The sequence below is a fragment of the Lutibacter sp. genome, from assembly GCF_021647475.1.
Lineage (GTDB): Bacteria > Bacteroidota > Bacteroidia > Flavobacteriales > Flavobacteriaceae > Lutibacter.
The window spans coordinates 1-15,565 of the sequence record NZ_JAKIUR010000033.1 but is presented as its reverse complement, the minus strand read 5'-3'; the positions used below and the strand labels follow the sequence as shown (position 1 = coordinate 15,565).

At 29.7% G+C, this 15,565-nt stretch carries 12 protein-coding genes and 1 riboswitch; of the genes, 8 read left to right on the top strand and 4 right to left on the bottom strand.

Features of this window, described 5'->3' with window-relative positions; genetic code table 11:
- Nucleotides 1–36: 36 nt before the first annotated feature.
- From L3J60_RS08955 to L3J60_RS08940, 4 genes are all read left to right on the top strand, one after another.
- A complete protein-coding gene (locus L3J60_RS08955) occupies nucleotides 37–1,017 on the top strand; it encodes a pyruvate dehydrogenase complex E1 component subunit beta (protein WP_291975159.1) in 981 nt (326 codons plus the stop codon).
- Between the two features lie 68 nt (nucleotides 1,018–1,085).
- Nucleotides 1,086–3,572, top strand: a complete 2,487-nt coding sequence (locus tag L3J60_RS08950) for a DUF5686 and carboxypeptidase-like regulatory domain-containing protein (protein ID WP_291975158.1) — start codon at nucleotides 1,086–1,088, stop codon at nucleotides 3,570–3,572.
- Between the two features lie 61 nt (nucleotides 3,573–3,633).
- Complete coding sequence (locus L3J60_RS08945) at nucleotides 3,634–4,161, top strand: inorganic diphosphatase (protein WP_291975157.1); 528 nt, start codon at nucleotides 3,634–3,636, stop codon at nucleotides 4,159–4,161.
- A 124-nt stretch (nucleotides 4,162–4,285) separates the two neighbouring features.
- Nucleotides 4,286–6,703 carry a sodium-translocating pyrophosphatase gene (locus L3J60_RS08940; protein WP_291975156.1) on the top strand — a complete coding sequence of 806 codons (2,418 nt, stop codon included), beginning with the start codon at nucleotides 4,286–4,288 and terminating at the stop codon, nucleotides 6,701–6,703.
- 66 nt (nucleotides 6,704–6,769) lie between these two features.
- On the opposite strand, the gene L3J60_RS08935 is transcribed toward L3J60_RS08940, so the two are convergent.
- From L3J60_RS08935 to L3J60_RS08925, 3 genes are all read right to left on the bottom strand, one after another.
- On the bottom strand, nucleotides 6,770–7,384 hold the full coding sequence (locus tag L3J60_RS08935; RefSeq protein WP_291975155.1) for a deoxynucleoside kinase: 615 nt from the start codon (nucleotides 7,382–7,384) through the stop codon (nucleotides 6,770–6,772).
- Nucleotides 7,385–7,461: 77 nt separating this feature from the next.
- On the bottom strand, nucleotides 7,462–8,139 hold the full coding sequence (locus tag L3J60_RS08930; RefSeq protein ID WP_291975154.1) for a response regulator transcription factor: 678 nt from the start codon (nucleotides 8,137–8,139) through the stop codon (nucleotides 7,462–7,464).
- Nucleotides 8,132–9,601 (bottom strand): HAMP domain-containing sensor histidine kinase, encoded by a 1,470-nt coding sequence (locus tag L3J60_RS08925; protein ID WP_291975153.1) that lies wholly within the window; start codon nucleotides 9,599–9,601, stop codon nucleotides 8,132–8,134. The genes L3J60_RS08930 and L3J60_RS08925 overlap by 8 nt, the downstream gene beginning before the upstream one ends.
- Nucleotides 9,602–10,012: 411 nt before the next feature.
- Here L3J60_RS08925 and L3J60_RS08920 point away from each other — a divergent pair, with 411 nt between their 5' ends.
- From L3J60_RS08920 to L3J60_RS08910, 3 genes are all read left to right on the top strand, one after another.
- Nucleotides 10,013–10,465, top strand: a complete 453-nt coding sequence (locus L3J60_RS08920; protein WP_291975152.1) for a hemerythrin domain-containing protein — start codon at nucleotides 10,013–10,015, stop codon at nucleotides 10,463–10,465.
- 81 nt (nucleotides 10,466–10,546) lie between these two features.
- The gene (locus L3J60_RS08915) at nucleotides 10,547–11,248 is read left to right on the top strand and encodes an SIMPL domain-containing protein (protein WP_291975151.1); all 702 of its coding nucleotides are present in this window, start codon (nucleotides 10,547–10,549) and stop codon (nucleotides 11,246–11,248) included.
- Between the two features lie 9 nt (nucleotides 11,249–11,257).
- Nucleotides 11,258–11,764: a GNAT family protein gene (locus tag L3J60_RS08910; RefSeq protein WP_291975150.1), complete on the top strand. Its 507-nt coding sequence runs from the start codon at nucleotides 11,258–11,260 to the stop codon at nucleotides 11,762–11,764.
- 353 nt (nucleotides 11,765–12,117) lie between these two features.
- On the opposite strand, the gene metK is transcribed toward L3J60_RS08910, so the two are convergent.
- Complete coding sequence (gene metK / locus L3J60_RS08905) at nucleotides 12,118–13,371, bottom strand: methionine adenosyltransferase (RefSeq protein WP_291975149.1); 1,254 nt, start codon at nucleotides 13,369–13,371, stop codon at nucleotides 12,118–12,120.
- A 579-nt stretch (nucleotides 13,372–13,950) separates the two neighbouring features.
- Between metK and L3J60_RS08900 the strand changes: the two genes are divergently transcribed.
- Nucleotides 13,951–15,240, top strand: coding sequence for an O-acetylhomoserine aminocarboxypropyltransferase/cysteine synthase family protein (locus L3J60_RS08900; RefSeq protein WP_291975148.1), 1,290 nt, complete (start codon nucleotides 13,951–13,953; stop codon nucleotides 15,238–15,240).
- 70 nt (nucleotides 15,241–15,310) lie between these two features.
- A riboswitch (SAM riboswitch) is annotated at nucleotides 15,311–15,412 on the top strand.
- Nucleotides 15,413–15,565 lie beyond the last annotated feature (153 nt).

Below are 15,565 nucleotides of genomic sequence, written 5' to 3'. Positions count from 1 at the left end.
AATTGTGTAATTTTGCAAATTCTAAAAAATGATAAAATGAAGACAATACAATTCAGAGAAGCTATTTGTGAAGCAATGAGTGAAGAAATGCGACGAGATAAATCCATTTTTTTAATTGGAGAAGAGGTTGCGGAATATAATGGTGCATATAAAGCCTCAAAAGGAATGTTAGATGAATTTGGACCTAAACGTGTTATTGATTCGCCTATTGCCGAGCTAGGTTTTACAGGTATTTCTGTGGGTTCAGCAATGAATGGAACACGACCAATTGTGGAATATATGACCTTTAACTTTTCGTTAGTAGGTATTGATCAAATTATAAATAATGCAGCTAAAATCAGACAAATGTCTGGCGGACAATTAAATTGCCCAATTGTATTTAGAGGACCAACAGGTTCTGCAGGGCAATTAGGAGCAACGCATTCTCAAGCTTTTGAAAATTGGTTTGCGAATACTCCGGGTTTAAAAGTGGTAATTCCTTCTAATCCGTATGATGCAAAAGGATTATTAAAAGCTGCAATTAGAGATGATGATCCTGTTATTTTTATGGAATCAGAACAAATGTATGGCGATAAAGGAGAAGTGCCAGAAGGTGAATATATTATTCCTATTGGTGTTGCTGATGTTAAACGTGAAGGAACTGATGTTACCATAGTATCATTTGGTAAAATAATTAAAGAGGCTTATAAAGCGGCTGACGAATTAGAAAAAGAAGGTATTTCTGTAGAAATTATCGATTTGCGTACTATTCGTCCTATGGATCATCAAACTATTTTTGATTCTATTAAAAAAACAAATAGATTGGTAATATTAGAAGAATCTTGGCCTTTTGGAAGTATTGCTTCTGAAATTACGTATCAAGTTCAAGAAAATGTTTTTGATTATTTAGATGCACCAATTAAACGAATTACTACTGCTGATACACCGGCTCCCTATTCTCCAGTTTTATTAGAAGAATGGTTGCCAAATGCAAATGATGTTGTAAAAGCGGTAAAAGATGTACTATATAGAAAATAAAAACGTCTAAATAAACGTTAATAAACCTTTTGAGTAACGCTTGAAGGTTTTTTTTTGGAATGATAAAAATGAAAATAAAAATATTCTTACTTTTTTTAATTATTACAACAACCTCTTTTTCACAAGTGAAAATTAAAGGAGCTATAATTGATGAACATAACGAAAGTGTTCCATTTGCAAATGTTGTTTTTGTGGGTTCAACTATTGGAACTGTGTCTGATGAAAATGGTAAATTCTATTTAGAATCTGATAAAACTTATACAAAGGCGGAGGTTTCCTTTTTAGGATTTAAAACAAAAATAGTTCCTGTAAAAAGGAGAGATTTAAATTTAACTATTCAACTTAAAGAAGAAGCCGATCAGCTTAAGGAAGTAGTTATTTATAGTGGAAAGGTTAAGAAAAAAGGGAATCCAGCAATTGCCATTCTTAAAAAGATATGGGCAAAAAAAAGACAAAATGGAGTGTATTTATTTCCTCAATTTCAGTACGATAAGTATGAAAAATTAGAGTTTGACATGAATAATGTGGATAGTGCTATGATGAAAAGTAAATTTTTTAAAGGGTTGGAGTTTGTTTTTAAAAGTATTGATACGTCCAAAATTACTGGGAAGGCATTTTTACCAATTTTTATCAATGAATCGGTTTATAAAACCTATGGAAAAAATAAAGGAGGACTTAAAGTTAGAGAAGATTTAGTTGCCAATAAAAATTCAGGTTTTGAATCTAACCAAAATGTAATTGCCTTTATCAAAGATTTATATGTAGAATATAATATTTACAGCAACTATATTAAAATTTTCGATAAAAGTTTTGTAAGTCCTATTTCAAAAATTTCGGGAGTTTCTACCTATAATTACGTATTGTCTGATAGTGCTTTTATTGATAATAAATGGTGTTATAATATTGTGTACTATCCTCGTAGAAAAAATGAACTTACTTTTAAAGGCGATTTTTGGGTGAATGACACCACCTTTGCAGTTAAAGAAATCAATATGCAAGCCACGCGTTCAGCTAATATAAATTGGGTGAAAGATATTTATATAGAACAAGAATTTAACGTAGTTAATGATTCTGTTTTTTTATTGAAAAAAGATTATATGATGTCTGATTTCAGTTTAAATAAAAAAGATAAAGCAAAAGGAGTTTATGGAAGAAGAACTACTATGTATAAAAATTACAATTTCAATACCGTAAAAAGTAATAGTTTTTATACCAAAAAGGCTGATGTATTTGATGAAAAAATATATCATAAAAAAGATGATTATTGGGCAGCTAATAGACAGGAAAAATTAAATAAAACAGAATCAGGTATTTATAAAATGTTAGATACGTTGGTTACAGTTCCAAAATTCAAGCATATTTATAATCTAATTTCTATTTTAGGCTCGGGTTATATTGGATTTAAAAATTTTGATTATGGACCAATTTATTCCACTTTTGGTAAAAATGATGTAGAAGGGTTGCGTATTAGAACCGGAATACGAACGTATTTTGGAGAAAATGATTTATGGCGTTTACAAGCATATACGGCCTACGGATTTAAAGATAATCAGTTTAAATATGGAGTTTCGGGTAAGTGGATGTTTAATTATAAAAACAGATTTACAATTGGGCTTGGAAACCGGAGAGATATTGAGCAAATTGGAGTTAGTTTAACCACAACAAATGATGTATTAGGGAGAAGTTTTGCTTCATCTTCATTTTTTGCTAGTGGAGACAATAGTAAATTAACATCCATAAATTTAACGAGTGCATTTGCATCGATAGAGCCAAAACATAATTTAAAATTTCAAATAGGAAGTTCTTATAGAACTTTAAAATCAGCATCACCACAAACCTTTAGTTTAGATTATTGGAAAGATAAAGCCAATAATATAAAAGCCTCAAACATAGCTCAAGTTGAAGCCGATATTTCCATAAAATATACGCCAGATAGAAAAACCATTGGTTTTGGAGTGGAAAGAAATGAAGTAACAGATACTTATGCTACTTTCTTTTTAAATTATGAACACGGTTTTAAAGGAATTACAACTAATGATTTTAATTACGATAAGGTTCAGTTATATTATCGACAACCAATTTTAATTGGAGGTTTCGGACGTATGTTTACCACTTTTGAAGTTGGAAAAACTTTTGGCGAAGTTCCGCTTGGCTTGTTAAATGTAGTTCCAGGAAATCAATCATATTTTACTATAGAAAACACCTACGCTTTATTAGATTATTATGAGTTTATAACAGATACATACGCTTCCGTACATATTGATCATAATTTTAACGGACGTATATTTTCTAGAATTCCATTATTAAAAAAATTAAATTTGAGAGAATTGGTTGGATTTAAAGCTGTAGTTGGTTCAATTTCTGATAAAAATAAAGCATTAAATGCCTCAAATATTAATTACGTTGCACCAACCAAAGCGTATTATGAATATAGCGTTGGTATTGGTAATATTCTTAAAGTGTTTAGAATAGATTTTAGTTGGAGAGGCAATTATAAAAATATTCCTGGAGTAAATAAATTTGCGATAAAAGGAGCCTTTGGATTTTATTTTTAAAAATATTGATTTTAAAATAGGTTAACGTATTCAATTTTATAATTTTGTAAAAAAAATAATAATGACTACAAAAGGAAATAAAACGTTTGATGTATTAATTGAAATTCCTAAAGGGAGTAGAAATAAGTATGAATATGACTTTACTTTAAAAAAAATTCGATTTGACAGAATGCTTTTTTCATCAATGATGTACCCTGGTGATTATGGGTTTGTTCCAGAAACATTGGCTTTAGATAAAGATCCGCTAGATGTTTTAATTTTAGGTGCAGAGCCTACTTTCCCAATGTGCGTTATGGAAGTTAAAGCAATTGGTGTTTTCCATATGACAGATGAAAAAGGACCAGATGAAAAAATTATCTGTGTTCCAATCTCCGATCCTGTTTGGAGTAAAAGAAACGATATTTCTGATATTAACCCACATAGAATAAAAGAAATTGAACACTTTTTTCAAGTTTATAAAGATTTAGAAGAAAAGAAAGTTGATGTTGGAGGTTGGGGAAATTCGGAAGAAGCTTATAAAATTTTAAAAAAATGTATTGAACGCTATGATGATAGTGAGCATAAAAAGAAGAGAACATTTACCATATAAAATTCTTAAAAAAAAGCCTTTCAATTTTTGAAAGGATTTTTTTTTAAAAATATCTTGCGAAAACGTTTGAAAATGGTATTTTTAGCCTCGTAAAAAATAATTAAACAAACAACAAAAAAATTAAATGGAATTAATCGTAAATTATTTACCTCTTTTTGGAGTTTTAGCACTTCTTTTTGTAATTGTCAAAAATGCGTGGGTTTCAAAACAAGAGACTGGAAATGAACAAATGGCTCAAATAGCAAAAAACATTGCAGATGGAGCCATGTCTTTTTTAAAAGCAGAGTACAAAGTACTCTCAGTATTTGTAATTGCTGTTGCAATTTTATTGTATTTCAAAGGTCAATTTGAAGTAGATTCCGATGGGAAATTGCTTTCAAGTGGAATGATTGCTTTATCTTTTGTGGTAGGAGCTGTTTGTTCTGCATTGGCTGGATTTATTGGAATGAAAGTAGCAACAAAAGCAAATGTAAGAACTACACAAGCTGCAAGAACCTCGATAGCAAAAGCATTAGAAGTAGCTTTTGCTGGTGGCTCAGTTATGGGATTAGGTGTTGTTGGTTTAGGAGTTTTAGGACTAAGTTCTCTATTTATGTTTTATAGTGGACAAGGATGGAGTATTGTAAGGGTATTAAATGTGTTATCAGGATTCTCGCTTGGAGCATCATCCATAGCTTTGTTTGCACGTGTTGGTGGAGGTATTTATACCAAAGCTGCTGATGTTGGTGCAGATTTAGTGGGTAAGGTTGAAGCAGGTATTCCTGAAGATCACCCTTTAAATCCTGCAACAATTGCGGATAATGTTGGTGATAATGTAGGAGATGTTGCTGGTATGGGAGCTGATTTATTTGAATCTTATGTTGGTTCAATCATCGGTACAATGGTTTTAGGTGGTGCGTTTGTCGCACTGCCTGTTTTTAAAACAAATGGGTTTGATGGATTAGGACCTGTTTATTTACCACTTGTTTTAGCTGCTGTTGGCATTGTAATGTCAATTATTGGAACTTTCTTTGTACGTGTTAAAAATGGGGGAAATTTACAAACTGCTTTAAATATAGGTGAATTTGGTTCTGCAGGTTTAATGGTAATTGCTTCTTATTTTGTTATTGATCAAATGTTACCAGCATCTTGGACTTTTAACGGTTTTGAATATACTTCAATGGGTGTTTTTTGGGCAACAATTACGGGTTTAATAGCTGGTTTAGGTGTTGGTAAAATTACAGAATATTATACAGGAACAGGAACAAAACCAGTGAATTCAATTGTTAGGCAATCAGAAACAGGTGCAGCTACTAATATTATTGCTGGTTTAGGTGTAGGGATGATGTCAACTGCAATTCCAATTCTATTAATTGCAACAGCTATTATTGTTTCACATTATTTTGCAGGATTATATGGTATTGCCATTGCAGCTGTTGGAATGTTAGCAAATACAGGAATTCAATTAGCTGTTGATGCTTATGGTCCAATTTCAGATAATGCAGGTGGAATAGCTGAAATGGCAGAATTACCAAAAGAAGTTCGTGAAAGGACTGATAAATTAGATGCTGTTGGGAATACAACCGCTGCAATTGGTAAAGGATTTGCCATTGCTTCGGCTGCTTTAACAGCTTTAGCCTTGTTCGCAGCATTTATGCAAACAGCTCATGTTACCTCAATTGATGTTTCAAAACCAAATATAATGGCTGGTTTATTAGTGGGTGGTATGTTGCCATTTGTATTTTCGGCCTTAGCTATGAATGCTGTTGGTAAAGCAGCAATGGCTATGATTGAAGAAGTTCGACGTCAGTTTAGAGAAATACCAGCGTTAAAGAATGCATTGGTCGTAATGAAAAAATATGATTCAGATATGTCAAAAGCATCTGTTGAGGATAGAAAAATATTTGATGCTGCACATGGAGTTGCCGAATATCAAAAATGTGTAGCTATATCAACACAAGCTTCTCTTAAACAAATGATATTGCCAGGAGTTTTAGCTTTGGCCTCTCCGGTAGCTGTTGGATTTATTGGTGGACCTCAAATGTTAGGTGGTTTATTAGCTGGGGTAACCACTACAGGTGTGTTAATGGCAATTTTCCAATCTAATGCTGGTGGTGCTTGGGATAATGCAAAAAAAATGATTGAAGAAAAAGGATTAAAAGGAACTGAGGCTCATAAAGCTGCAGTGGTAGGTGATACTGTTGGAGATCCTTTTAAAGATACTTCAGGACCGTCTTTAAATATTTTATTAAAATTAATGTCCGTTGTGGCTTTAGTAATTGCACCAAGTATTGCACTTTCTAATGATGCAGTTTCTGAACATGTTGCTATTAAACCAGCAACTGAAATGGTAGTTCAAGAAGTTCAAAAACAAGTGCAAGTTGAAATGACTACTAATGATGATGGTACGGCTAAAGCAATTGTTACTACATCTTCAACTGTAAACGGAGAAACAACTAAAGAAGAAAAAGTTTTTGAAGGGACTGAAGCTGAGGTTCAAAAAGCTTTGGATAACTTAAAAAAAGATGGTGTAGAGATTAATGTTGAAAAACATAAAGAATAATTTTAAATTATAGCTATAAAAAAACTCGCCATTGGCGAGTTTTTTTATATATCATTATAAATGAGGTTAAAACAATCCGTTTATTTGTGCATCGATTTTATCGATAACAGAACCTAAATCTTCAGGATTATCAACAAAGTCTAAATTATCTACATCAATAATTAATAATTTTCCTTTTTTGTATTTTGTAATCCAAGCTTCATAACGTTCATTAAGTCTGCTTAAATAATCAATGCTAATAGAGTTTTCGTAATCGCGTCCTCTTTTATGAATTTGCCCTACCAAGGTTGGGATAGAAGCTCGTAAGTAAATCAATAAATCTGGTGGTGTAACTAACTTTTCCATTAATTCAAATAGTGATTCATAATTATTAAAATCTCTATTTGCCATTAAACCCATAGCATGTAAATTGGGTGCAAAAATTCGTGCATCTTCATAAATCGTTCTATCTTGAATAATATTTTTACCACTTTTTCTAATTTCTAATATTTGTCTAAACCTACTATTTAAAAAATACACTTGTAAATTAAAAGACCAACGTTCCATAGATCCATAAAAATCATCCAAATATGGATTTTCGTCAACGGATTCGTAGTGTGGTTCCCATCTGTAATGTTTCGCTAAAAGTTTGGTTAAGGTAGTTTTACCTGCACCTATGTTTCCTGCAATTGCTACATGCATAATATATGTTTGGTATATAAGTTAAAACGCTAAAGTTAATTAAAATTTTTATGATTATTAACTAGAAATGGTAACTGTTAATAAATAAGTTTATAGCCAAACCCACGAACATTAATAATTTGAATGGAAGGATCTTCTTTTAGCTTTTTTCTAAGTTTAGTGATAAAAACATCCATACTTCGGGCATTAAAAAAATCATCATTTCCCCATAATTTTTTTAAAATAAAAGAACGTTCTAACACTTCATCTTTATTTTTAAGTAAATAATAGAGTAAATTAGCTTCTCTATGAGTCAAATTTTGAATGGTTTTTTTATGTTGTAACGTTTGTCTTTTTAGGTTGAATGTAAAATTTCCGAAGGAGATTTCTTCATCTTTTTCAAAAGAATTTTGATGAAGTAAAGCTTTAATACGAACAATTAATTCTTCCATACTAAAAGGCTTTTTTAAGTAATCATTCCCACCAATATTAAATCCTTCTACAACATCTGAAGTTTGTGATTTTGCTGTTAAAAATATAATGGGAATGTTTGGGTTTTCTGCTCTAATTTCTTTGGCTAAGGTAAATCCATCTTTTTTTGGCATCATTACATCTAAAACTAATAATAACGGATTTTCAGTTTTGTAAACTTGGTAGGCTTCTTCACCATCTTTGCATAACAATACTTTAAAGTTTCTAGTTTCTAAACTTTCTTTAATGATTTGCCCTAATGAAGGCTCGTCTTCTGCTAATAATATTTTTAGTGTTTCACTCATTAGGTAATTCTATTTTAAAAGTGGTTTTATTTTTTTTATTATAAATCACTTGAATGGTGCCTCCGTGTTTTTCTATGATGTTTTTAGTGTAATATAATCCAATTCCAAAACCTTTTACGGCGTGCGTATTTCCTGTTGGAATTCTATAAAATTGTTCAAAAATTTTATCTTTTTGATTTTTTGGAATTCCGTTTCCATCATCAGAAATGGTTAAAGTAATTGTATTTTTATCAGAAGTTAATTCAGTTTCAATGTTATTTCCACCGTATTTAATAGCATTATCAAAAATATTACTAATAGCATTTTCAAAATGAAAAGCATCTAATTTAATAAGTTTATTTGGTATTGTTGATTTAAAAAGTATCGTTTTTCCTTTTGAAAGTAGTTGATATTTAGTAATAATTTCATTAATTAATTCACTAATATTTACAGGTTTTTTAGTAATCTTTAGTTCTTCATGATTTAAAGTTGCTGTTTCTAAAATCTTTTCAATCATTACATCTAACTTTTTTATTTGTGCATTTGCAATGTTTATATATTTCTCAGATTTTTCTTTATCATTTAAAACATTAAAACTTTTCATAGCTTCTAATGCGGCAGATATGGTTGCAATGGGTGTTTTAAATTCATGCGTAATATTACTTATTAAATCATTTTTAACTTCAGATAACTGCTTTTGTTTGTATATGGTTTTTAATAAATATAATAAACTGGCAATAATGCTTAGTGAAAGTAGTAACGATAGCAAAATACTTATCAATGATTCTTTTAGTAGAATTGGAGTTTCATCGGTAAAAAATAATTCGAGTTTACTTCTATGCGGTAAAAAAGTTGATTTTGAAACTGTTTTTAAATATTTCTTCGGAAAATTATTTAAATGAAAAGTGGTTACTTTAGGTTTTTTTTTATTTTTAAAATGTCCTTTATAATATGAATATTGTAATCCATAAGTTACATTTATATTATTTCGTGATAATTCATTATTTACGTAATTGCTTAATTTTTTTAAATCTAAAGTATCTCTTGAAATGGAAATAAAAACTTTTGAAATTAAACTATCAATACTTTTAGGAAAGTGTTTATTAGCTGTAAAAAAGGGAAAATTTCCATCTCTTCTATTTTTAAGAAGTAAGGGTTTTTTATTTTCAGTTTTTGCAATATTTTGTAATGTACTATCAATTTTTTTTCGCAAACCAAAACGAGAACCAGGTTTCAAAAAAATAGTATCAATCTTTTTTTTAGCACTAGCAGAATCTATTGAAGTAAACGTAATAATACCTGATTTGGTTAAGTTTACAAAGTAAGCTTCTACCGAATTGTCTAAACTTAATTGAACTTTGCTAATTAAATTTTGTTTGTTTAGCTGGTATTCTTTATAAATCCAATACAACTGAACGCCAATAATAGTAACTACAGTAACACCAATTAAATAGACAACAAGTTTGTAATAGCGTTTATTCATAAGCTCAAAGTTAAGCACATAAACCATATAATCCGAATAGCTTAACAATAGTTAACACAAATTAACTGAAAACCATATTTGTTTGTAATTAATAAATAACATAGAATTTGTAGGGCGTTACCCTTTGGGTCGGGCTTTCGCTACTCGCTTTTTTTAAGTAAAAATAACTTAAAAAAGAGCTCAAACAAACCGCTCAATCCCTAACGCAAAAAAAAGTGTTAAGTTTCTAAATTTAAGTATTTATTTATGTGTAATATATTGTATGTTAAATAGTTATATTATTTCTTTATTAAATAAAATATTGAAAACCTTAGTGTAAAATATAAAAAAAGTATTTAAATTAATAAATTTTATTCTAAATGCTAACAAGTATAAATAATTAAATACTTAAATTTAAGCAATATTAAAATTATGGCAATAAAAAGGAATTTATCTCTGCAAGAATACTCACGAGATCATCATTATGCATTATTACTTTGTTGGAAAATTAAAGAAGGTTTTTCAAAAGGAATTTCAGTTGAAAGAATAAAAAAATACGTTAATTGGTTTTATAAAAATCATATTATAGAGCATTTTAAAATGGAAGAAAAATACATGTTTCCTGTTTTAGATAGTAACCATGAGCTTATTATTAGAGTAATGCAAGAACATAAATTATTAGTAGATTTATTTACCAATACAACCCAAATTAAAGATTCTTTAAAACAACTTCAAATTGCATTAAAAAACCATGTTCGTTTTGAAGAGCAGATTTTATTTAATGAAATTCAAAATGTAGCCACTAAAGAAGAACTAGATTTGATGGCAAAATATCATCATACAGAAAAATTTAGAGATAATTTAAGTGATATTTTTTGGAAATAAACATAGCATTTGTAAAAAACTATATTGTTTTGGAACAACATTTGTATGGTTTTTAGATATAAATTTTAAATATAATAAATTATGAAAAAAGGAATTCTTATCATTTTAGTGAATTTAGTTGCAATAACTGCTTTTTCACAAACCAAAAATTTTATTGACCAACCTTACATTGAAACACGTGCAAAAGTAGATACTTTAGTTTCACCTGATAGAATTTACTTGCAAATTCTCATCACAGAAAAAGATACAAAAGGGAAAATAGCTGTTGAAAAATTAGAAAATAATATGGCAACAAAATTAGTTTCTTTAGGAATTGATTTAAAAAAACAATTATTTTTAAGTGATGTTGCCAGTAATTTTAAAAAGTATTTTTTAAGACGAAAAGATATTCTTAAAAGCAAATCATACCAACTAATTGTATATAATGCAATGTCAGCAGGAGAAGTGATTGTAGGTTTAGAATCTATAGGAATTTCAAATGTTTATTTGTATAAAACCGAGTATTCAAAAATGAAGAATTTACAGTTAGCATTAAAATCAAAAGCCATTATTCAGGCAAAAAAACAGGCAGAAGCATTAGTAAAACCACTTAATCAAAAGTTAGGAAAAGCAATTTATATTTCAGATTTAAGTGGTTATAATAATTATGCAATGCAGGGTAGAGCAGCAGGTTTAAAAGTTATGTACGAGGCTGTACCAACTCCAAATTACAAACCTGTAAATATTGATTTTCAGAAAATAAAAGTACAAAGTGAAGTCAGCATTAAATTTAAAATAGAATAAGACTTGTAGATGTCAATAATTATAGAAAAATTTGATTTAAAAACAGATACTCAGCGTTTAATTAGTTGGGTTGATTCTCCTAAACTTAACATAATTTGGGCATCAAAAATGTTCACTTTTCCATTAAATGAACTGCAAATAAAAGAGCATTTGCAAAAAGCAACTAATTTAGGAACCTTAGTTTTTAAAGTAATTCATATAACAAATAAAAGTTCACAAGTTATTGGTCATGCCGAGTTAGAGGTAATTGACAAAAAAGTTAAAATTTCGAGATTATTAATAGCTAAAGAACATCGAGGAAAAGGCTTTGGAGAGCAAATGATGATTGCTTTGCTAAAATTTATCCAAAAAAAGTATCCAAATTTCAAAGTTTATCTTACCGTTTTCACGTTTAATAAACCAGCTATTACGTTGTATAAAAAATTAGGATTTATAGAAGAAAAAATGGATACAAATTTTATGCAATATCAAGGTGAAATTTGGGATAGATTACAAATGGTTTTAAAAGAAAACTAATAATGTATTATTATACAAAAAGAAAAGAGGCTGTCTAAAAAGTATTGAAAACCGTCATTCTGAACTTGTTTCAGAATCTTATCTTACGGATTACCAGCGTTTTGAAAACCTGAAACAAATTCAGGTTGACGAAAACTCTACTTTTTAGACTGCCTCTAGTTATTTTATAACCTGAGTTCGATGTAAGCAAATTACTTGATTTCGATACAAAATTCTTTCAGAATTTTACTCAATCTGACGTAATTTGCAAACAAAACACGTCAATTCGAGTAATTTTCAATAGAAAATTGTATCGAGAATAGCGTTTTGAACAACTAAATCCTTATATCGAACTCAGGTTTATAAAGTACTAACTATAATTTAAATGCTTTTTTTATGGCATCAACATAATCTAATTTTTCCCAAGTAAACAATTCAACTTCTTTGGTTACCTCAGTCCCATCAACATTTTTAAATGTTTTTGTAACAGTTTTATTTTCACGTCCCATATGACCGTAGGAAGCTGTTTCTGAATAAATTGGCTCACGTAATTTTAATCTTTTTACAATGGCTGCTGGTCGCATATCAAATAATGTTGAAATTATTTTTGCAATTTCACCATCGGATAAGTTAACTTTTGAAGTTCCATATGTATTTACAAAAATTCCCATAGGTTTAGCCACACCAATTGCATAAGAAACCTGAATTAAAATTTCATCGGCAATACCTGCAGCAACCATATTTTTAGCGATATGGCGTGTTGCATAAGCCGCACTTCTATCCACTTTACTTGGATCTTTACCTGAAAAGGCACCACCACCATGAGCTCCTTTTCCGCCGTAAGTATCCACAATAATTTTTCTACCAGTTAAACCGGTATCGCCGTGTGGACCACCAATCACAAATTTTCCAGTCGGATTTACATGATATACAACAGCATCATTAAATAATGCTTTTAATTTTGATGGTAATTTTGCAATTACTCTTGGCATTAAAATGGTAATGATATCATATTTTATTTTTGCCAGCATTTTATCGTCATTTTTATCAAAATCATCATGTTGTGTAGAAACTACAATATCGGTAATTCGCAACGGAACATTTTTGTCAGAATATTCAATGGTAACCTGACTTTTAGAATCAGGTCTTAAATAAGTAATTTCTTTATTTTCTCTACGTAATTTAGCTAATTCTAATAAAATTCTATGACTTAGCTCTAAAGCTAAAGGCATGTAATTTTCGGTTTCATTTATAGCATAACCAAACATCATTCCCTGGTCGCCAGCACCTTGGTCTTGATTAATTCTATCAACTCCTTGGTTAATATCTTGAGATTGCTCATGAATTGAAGAAAAAATACCACACGAATCTCCGTCAAACATATATTCGCTTTTGGTATATCCAATTTTATTAATTACATCTCTAGCAATTTTTTGAACATCTAAATAGGTTTTAGATTTTACTTCACCAGCCAAAATAACCTGACCTGTAGTTACTAGAGTTTCACAAGCAACTTTTGAATTTCTATCAAATGCTAAAAAGTTATCAACCAATGCATCTGAAATTTGATCAGCAATTTTATCTGGATGACCTTCTGAAACGGATTCTGAAGTAAATAAATATGACATATCTTTTAAATTTTTTATTCAATTTAAAATGAAATGAAATGATTGCAAGTAATATTTGAAAAAGTAGTTTAACAACTGCTTTAGCATTTTTTTATGAGGTTGCAATCAGTACAAATCATTCCTCTTATTATTTCGTTTGCAAATTTACAAAACTTACTTTCATAAAATGTTAAAATTTTATTTTTATTTAAATTTTGTTGTATTTTTAAAAATTGTTATTACATTTGCACTATTAAAATGAAGTAAAATGAAAATTATGTTTAACGAAATGTGTTGTATGATGTGTAAAATTTACACAGAGGATGCTATTGTTTAAAATATAACAAAAATATATAAAACAAAAAACCTCTGAATTTTCAGAGGTTTTTTTATTTAATACAACAAAAATGAATACAATAATTCAAATAATTAGAAGCAATAAAGTAGTCATGTGCATGCAAATGCGTAGCACAATGAGCCGGTATTGCCTAAATTGAATGGAATAAAAAATCTGAATGATGAAATCCCTTTGGTAATATCTAAAACCAAAGGGATTTTTTATTTTAAAAAAAGTAAGTAAAGACTAAAAATATATTAATTATGAGTACACAAAATTTTTCAACACAAGCATTACACGCAGGACACGATACCTCAAAAACTCAAGGAACCAGAGCCGTTCCTATTTATCAATCTACGTCTTATGTTTTTAACAACACAGAACATGCTGCAAATTTATTTTCATTAAAAGAATTAGGGTTTATTTATACCCGTTTAAACAATCCAACCAATGATATTTTACAACAACGTTTGGCGGCTATTGAAGGTGGAATTGGAGCAGTTGTTTTTGCATCTGGAGCTTCTGCTATTTCAACAGGGTTATTAACATTATTAAAAGCAGGTGATCATATTGTAGCATCAAGTAGTTTGTATGGTGGAACTTTTACGCTATTGAACGTAACTTTGCCTCGATTAGGAATTACTACAACTTTTGTAGATGCTTCAAATCCTGATAATTTTAAGGAAGCTGTTCAATATAATACCAGAGCATTTTTTGTTGAATCTTTAGGAAATCCTAAGTTGGATGTGTTGGATTTAGAAGTAATTGCGAAATATTCTAAAGCGGCTGAGATTCCATTTATTGTTGATAATACCGTGGCAACGCCTGCATTGTTAAACCCTATCAAACATGGGGCGAATCTTGTAATTCATTCTTTAACCAAATATATTGGAGGTCAAGGAAATTCATTAGGTGGTGCTATTATTGATGCAGGAAATTTTGATTGGACTAATGGAAAATCCCCTGAATTTACAGAACCATCAGCAGGTTATCATGGATTGATTTATAGTGAAACTTTAGGAGCAGCGGCTTTTACATTTAAATTAATTTTAGAAGGATTGCGTGATTTTGGTGGAGCGTTAAGTCCATTCAATGCTTTTCAAATTATTCAAGGATTAGAAACATTGCCTTTGAGAATTAAACAACATAGCAAAAATGCTTTAAAACTAGCAAAATGGTTAGAAAGTAGAGAAGAAGTTTCTTGGGTGAATTATCCTGGTTTGGAAAGTAGTAAGTATCACACTTTGGCGAAAAAATATTTACCTAAAGGGCAAAGCGGTTTGGTGACTTTTGGAGTAAAAGGAGGTTTTGAAGCTGCAAAGATATTGACAGATGGCACTAAATTATTTTCATTATTAGCAAATATTGGTGATACAAAATCTTTAATTATTCATCCAGCAAGTACTACGCATCAACAGTTAAATGAACAACAACAAATTGCTTCAGGTGTAACTCAAGATTTAATAAGGCTTTCAGTTGGGATAGAAGATATTGAAGATTTAAAAAACGATCTAGAAGAAGCATTTAAAGAGGTAGCTAAATTGGTTCTTTAAAATTACGAATGTTTGTGTGAGAAAATTTTATTGCGTTACTTTGCTCCTTAGTTCATAAACTTATTGACAATTGTTATCAAGAAAGGCAGAGGGAATAGACCCTGTGAAGCCTTAGCAACCCTTTATATTTTAAAGAAGGTGCTAAATTCTACCCAATTTGGATAGATAACCAAACGTAATTACTTCACGTAATTCCCCGCATTTTTTCATAACAATTTTATTTAAGTACATCAAGCCAACTATTTTGGATATTGATAATTTTTAAATAATAATTGATGAATCAATTAAAATATTTAACCATACAAAATTTTATTTCTGAAAAAGG

Excerpts from the sequence above, each read along its gene's own strand:
- L3J60_RS08945 (WP_291975157.1), top strand. The coding sequence starts at position 3,634 with ATGACTACAAAAGGAAATAAAACGTTTGATGTATTAATTGAAATTCCT.
- L3J60_RS08920 (WP_291975152.1), top strand. The coding sequence starts at position 10,013 with ATGGCAATAAAAAGGAATTTATCTCTGCAAGAATACTCACGAGATCAT.
- L3J60_RS08915 (WP_291975151.1), top strand. The coding sequence starts at position 10,547 with ATGAAAAAAGGAATTCTTATCATTTTAGTGAATTTAGTTGCAATAACT.
- L3J60_RS08955 (WP_291975159.1), top strand. The coding sequence starts at position 37 with ATGAAGACAATACAATTCAGAGAAGCTATTTGTGAAGCAATGAGTGAA.
- L3J60_RS08950 (WP_291975158.1), top strand. The coding sequence starts at position 1,086 with ATGAAAATAAAAATATTCTTACTTTTTTTAATTATTACAACAACCTCT.
- L3J60_RS08900 (WP_291975148.1), top strand. The coding sequence starts at position 13,951 with ATGAGTACACAAAATTTTTCAACACAAGCATTACACGCAGGACACGAT.
- L3J60_RS08910 (WP_291975150.1), top strand. The coding sequence starts at position 11,258 with ATGTCAATAATTATAGAAAAATTTGATTTAAAAACAGATACTCAGCGT.
- metK (WP_291975149.1), bottom strand. The coding sequence starts at position 13,371 with ATGTCATATTTATTTACTTCAGAATCCGTTTCAGAAGGTCATCCAGAT.
- L3J60_RS08940 (WP_291975156.1), top strand. The coding sequence starts at position 4,286 with ATGGAATTAATCGTAAATTATTTACCTCTTTTTGGAGTTTTAGCACTT.
- L3J60_RS08935 (WP_291975155.1), bottom strand. The coding sequence starts at position 7,384 with ATGCATGTAGCAATTGCAGGAAACATAGGTGCAGGTAAAACTACCTTA.
- L3J60_RS08930 (WP_291975154.1), bottom strand. The coding sequence starts at position 8,139 with ATGAGTGAAACACTAAAAATATTATTAGCAGAAGACGAGCCTTCATTA.
- L3J60_RS08925 (WP_291975153.1), bottom strand. The coding sequence starts at position 9,601 with ATGAATAAACGCTATTACAAACTTGTTGTCTATTTAATTGGTGTTACT.